Annotated in this window: 5 protein-coding genes; 3 read left to right on the forward strand and 2 right to left on the reverse strand. The window is 36.8% G+C overall.

Annotation, left to right across the window (positions count from 1 at the left end; all coding sequences use genetic code 11):
* Positions 1-179: 179 nt before the first annotated feature.
* Both AC07YC_RS22730 and AC07YC_RS22735 read left to right on the forward strand, forming a co-directional pair.
* Positions 180-893 carry an N-acetylmuramoyl-L-alanine amidase gene (locus AC07YC_RS22730; RefSeq protein WP_008175554.1) on the forward strand — a complete coding sequence of 238 codons (714 nt, stop codon included), beginning with the start codon at positions 180-182 and terminating at the stop codon, positions 891-893.
* Between the two features lie 72 nt (positions 894-965).
* Complete coding sequence (locus tag AC07YC_RS22735) at positions 966-2021, forward strand: P-loop NTPase (protein ID WP_494920515.1); 1056 nt, start codon at positions 966-968, stop codon at positions 2019-2021.
* A 54-nt stretch (positions 2022-2075) separates the two neighbouring features.
* On the opposite strand, the gene gerD is transcribed toward AC07YC_RS22735, so the two are convergent.
* The gene (gerD, locus tag AC07YC_RS22740) at positions 2076-2684 is read right to left on the reverse strand and encodes a spore germination lipoprotein GerD (protein WP_036223352.1); all 609 of its coding nucleotides are present in this window, start codon (positions 2682-2684) and stop codon (positions 2076-2078) included.
* A gap of 151 nt (positions 2685-2835) precedes the next feature.
* Here gerD and AC07YC_RS22745 point away from each other — a divergent pair, with 151 nt between their 5' ends.
* Entirely contained in the window at positions 2836-3510 is a 675-nt protein-coding gene (locus AC07YC_RS22745; protein WP_494920516.1) for a KinB-signaling pathway activation protein, read from the forward strand.
* Positions 3511-3552: 42 nt separating this feature from the next.
* On the opposite strand, the gene AC07YC_RS22750 is transcribed toward AC07YC_RS22745, so the two are convergent.
* A complete protein-coding gene (locus AC07YC_RS22750; protein ID WP_494920517.1) occupies positions 3553-4209 on the reverse strand; it encodes a hypothetical protein in 657 nt (218 codons plus the stop codon).
* Positions 4210-4488: the final 279 nt, after the last annotated feature.

Genomic DNA, 4488 nt, shown 5'->3' on the forward strand with positions numbered 1-4488 from the left:
TAAGCAAAAAGGGAAATCGAACAGCATCGATTTCCCTTTTATCTTGAATATCAGCTAGTTCTGTCCCAGCCTCTTTTATCTTGAATATCAGCTAGTTCTGTCCCAGCCTCTTTTTTTTCTTTCTGGCATAGTTTATCCACTAACTTCGTACACTAAATGTAAAAGGGTGGTGGATATGGGTGAAGCGCTGGCTGGCACTAGGAGTAATTATGCTTATGAGTATAGTGTTCGTGGCATATGAAACAAATGCTTCGGACCGTAACTTCTTTTTACCAGACCCACTTGGTGGCATAAAAATTGTCATTGATGCAGGGCATGGTGGAGAGGATGGAGGAGCTTCAAAGGGCGAAGTCATTGAAAAGGATATTACACTTGCAATTTCTCAGCATGTGGAGAAGAAATTGAAGAAGAAAGGCGCAACAGTCATCATGACAAGAACAAAAAGTGGTGATGTTATTGATGAACACGCGCCATCAGAAAAATATGGAACGTTAAGAGAGCGTAAAAAACAAGATATCTTTTTAAGAAAGGATATTGTAGAGAAAGAAAAACCAGATGTGTTTATTACCATTCATGCCAACGCTATTCCGGAAACAAAATGGCGTGGCGCACAGGTGTTTTATCATAAGGAAGGACATGCTGACGGTGAGATCCTTGCAAAAAGTATTCAAGAGTCGATTCGTACTAATTTAAAAAATACAGACCGAGAAGCATTGTCTATTAAGCAGATTTATTTACTGAAAAAAGCAGAAGTACCTGCGGCATTAGTAGAGACGGGATTTATTAGTAATGATGAAGAACGAGCATTATTAACAGATAAGAACTACCAAGAAAAAATGGCAGATGCAATTGTTGAAGGTATAGAAGAGTATCTATTAGCCAAAGTTGAGTAGAGCAACATCACAACGTAAATTAAATCATTTATGATATACTAACATGGAGACAATATAAGGGGAGTGTTCGTCGTGATTACTGAACAACAAGTACGAGAAATACTAGGACAACTACAAGATCCATTTTTACATAAATCGCTTGCAGAAACAGATGGTATTACAAACGTAGCAATAAAAGAAGAAAAAAATCATGTCAGTGTAAAAGTTGCGATTGTTAAATTGAATACACCTGAACAATTACAGCTACAAATGAAGATTGTTGAGATGTTAAAAGAAGCGGGTGTAAATACGGTTGGTATTCGTTTTGAAGAGCTATCAGCAGAAAAGCTTCAAAGCTTCCGTGGCACAGCAACAGAATCTGAAGCACAGGATATTTTATCACCGCTTAGCACAGTTCAAGTCATTTCAATTGCTTCGGGTAAAGGTGGAGTAGGTAAGTCTACAGTTTCGGTTAACTTAGCGGTTGCTTTAGCTCGTCTAGGCAAAAAAGTGGGCTTAATCGATGCAGATATTTACGGTTTTAGTGTGCCTGATATGATGGGTGTAACGGATATGCCTAAAGTAGTCGATAATCGTATTTTCCCAGTAGATCGCTTTGGCGTAAAAATGATTTCAATGGGCTTTTTTGTAGAAAATAATGCTCCTATTGTATGGCGTGGCCCGATGCTAGGTAAAGTATTAGATCAATTCTTCCGTGATGTAGAGTGGGGAGAGCTTGACTATCTATTATTAGATTTACCACCTGGCACAGGTGATGTTGCATTAGATATTCATCAAATGTTACCTTCATCAAAAGAGATTGTAGTTACAACGCCTCACCCAACAGCAGCATTTGTTGCAGCTCGTGCAGGTGCCATGGCTCTACAAACGGACCATGAAATTTTAGGTGTTATTGAAAACATGGCTTGGTTCCAATCGAAATCAGGTGAAAAAGAGTTTGTCTTTGGGCAAGGCGGAGGTCCTAAACTATCAGAAGAGCTTCGTACGGAGCTACTTGGTCAAATTCCACTTGGTCAACCAGATTGGACTGATGCTGATTTTGCACCGTCTGTATATGCTGAAAATCATACTACCGGACAAATTTATTTAGACATCGCGACGACAATCATTGAAAAATTAAATAAATAATAAAAAACGGATTCCCATCCTTTTGGAGGAAATCCGTTTTTTTTAAATCCACGGTTATTCAGTGCCTTTTTGCTCCTTATCAGTGCTGCCACCGCTTTCACCGCTTGCTTCTTTCTTATCGCCACTTCCAGATGAAGTTGTTTCGCCACTCTTTTTAATTAACTCTTGCCATTTTGACTGCATTAATGGGCTTTCGATCGTTTCCTTCACTACTTCCTCCATCTGCTTTCGCATATTGGATGATTTCAGGATGGTCTCTAGCTGTTTCTGCATATCAGGCTGTCCAAAAAAGGCTTCCATATCCTTTTGGAAAGTTGGATCTTTTATTAAATCCTTCATAATATCCTGTTGCTGCTTTTGCATACTTTTTGCAACGGTTTCCTTAAACTTTGGATCTTCAAAGGTTTTCTTCCAAAAGTCTTCAGCTTCCTTGGAAAGTAATGTTTCCTCAGTAGCTTTTTTCACTTCATCATGCTCTAAAATCAACAGCTCACGGAAACTTGGCTCTTCTAAAAGCTGTCGCAATGCCTTTTTACCGTCCTCTGTTTGTAAAGAGTCAATCATAATTTTTTTTATTTCATCATAGGACATAGTAGAGGTTTTATCTTGTGAACAGGCAGAAAGAAATAGCATTAGAATCAGTAATAAGGTGAATTTTCGCATCGACAATCAGTCCTTTCTATAGATAGACTCTTTCAATTATTGTTCACATTTCTGATGACTTTATGTATTGGGAAAGATGAGAAATAGCTTTTTTAACAATGCATTGATAAAATAAGGACAGATATATTGAGAAATTGGGGGACTTTTAGTTGTGACGATACGAAATTGGGCAAAGTTTTTCTTCTTTGCAATGCTCGTTGGTGGGGTAGTCAACGGAGTTTTTAGTTTATTTATTCGCTGGGATTTCTTCCAACCATACATAGCAAACGGTCATTGGGGAGAATTTTTCGCTGGACTGTTATGGATGGTCTTCTTAGGATTTACAATGAGTGTTATTGCACAGGCTGGCTTTTTTGCTTATTTAACACTCCATCAAGTAGGTGTAAATATCTTTAGAACACTTACATTGTGGAATTGGGTACAGCTTTTACTCATTGCAATTACTATTTTTGATATCATTTTCTTCCGTTTTGTACCTGGTATAAAGGATGGACAAAGCTGGTTGTTCTATGTTGGATTATTAATCGTCCTCATTTTTGGAGCCATAGCTACGGCCGTTCAAAAAGTAAAGCTAACAGGGAAAAAACATGTGTTCATTTCTGCTCTGTTCTTCATGATTGTCATTACAACTCTGGAATGGACAATTGCGTTAATGGGTCGTGATGAAAATATCAATGAATACGTCGCGTTATTATTATTCCCGTTATTGGCGGTTAATGCATATCAATTATTAGTATTGCCAAAATATAATGCAAAATCCGATGAGGATCGTCAAAAATTAGAAGCACGTCGCAAAGCGCGCAAAGAACAAGCAAAAAATGCTTAAATGCAAAAAAAATTGCCTCCTACAAAATAGAGGCAATTTTTTTTATGGAGATTTTTTAGTTTGTATTTTATAGCCAAATATATTTTCCTCAATTGACATAAACTTATGTTGTTGTATTAAAGTATTAAGTTCTTTAAAAGTAATGGAGCTATCTTGGTGTAATGGAACAAAGACAAAGTCCCCTTTTTGGAGTTTTGGTGTTTTCTCACCCTGCCAAATAAGGGATGGAGATAGCAAATTCATTTGTTGCTGAAACAGAGATTTTTGTAAGTCTTGTGAATACTGGTGATTCCGAGTTGCAAACCAAAGTGGCTTTTCCTTCAAATATTGTTCATAAATATCAATATCCTTCTGTACAAGCTTAATGTTAATAGGTTCTTCTATTGAATCCTCTGGTCCAAGTAGTCCTGTAGGTAATTTCCGTTCTTGAATAATTTTTATATGGTCTGGGGAACGCTTGATCCAATCTGTATCTAGAAGAAGAAGCGGATATGGCTCTTTTACCGTTTTAAGCCAATCCATTAGAGACTCATCAGAGAATGAAACCTCGACAACAAGAGATGTGCCATAATGACCTTTTGTAACGACAACTGGTGCGTTCGCAATATTAAATACAGAAATCATCGTAGAATTTATAGGTTTTAGAAAAACAAAGAGAATTCCGATTAGAAGCAGTGAAATCAACGTTTTACGGATCATAATAACAACCTCATTTCTATAATTTTAAATAAAAAATAAGTCTCTTTAAAAAAACTTATGATTTAGTGTTGACTTTCATGAATAATCGATGTTATTATGTATAAGTCGCCAAGAGGTGACAGGGAAACAAACAACATGAACCTTGAAAACTGAACAAGCAAAACGTAATCAATAAAGTTTTCAGTAACTAGCCTAGCTAGTGAACGAAACAAAATTTTGGACATCAAAATTGATGCCAGCAAAACAATTTGAGCTAATCAAATTTCTTTTATGGAGAGT

Source organism: Lysinibacillus sp. GW247-5R2A (assembly GCF_059424475.1).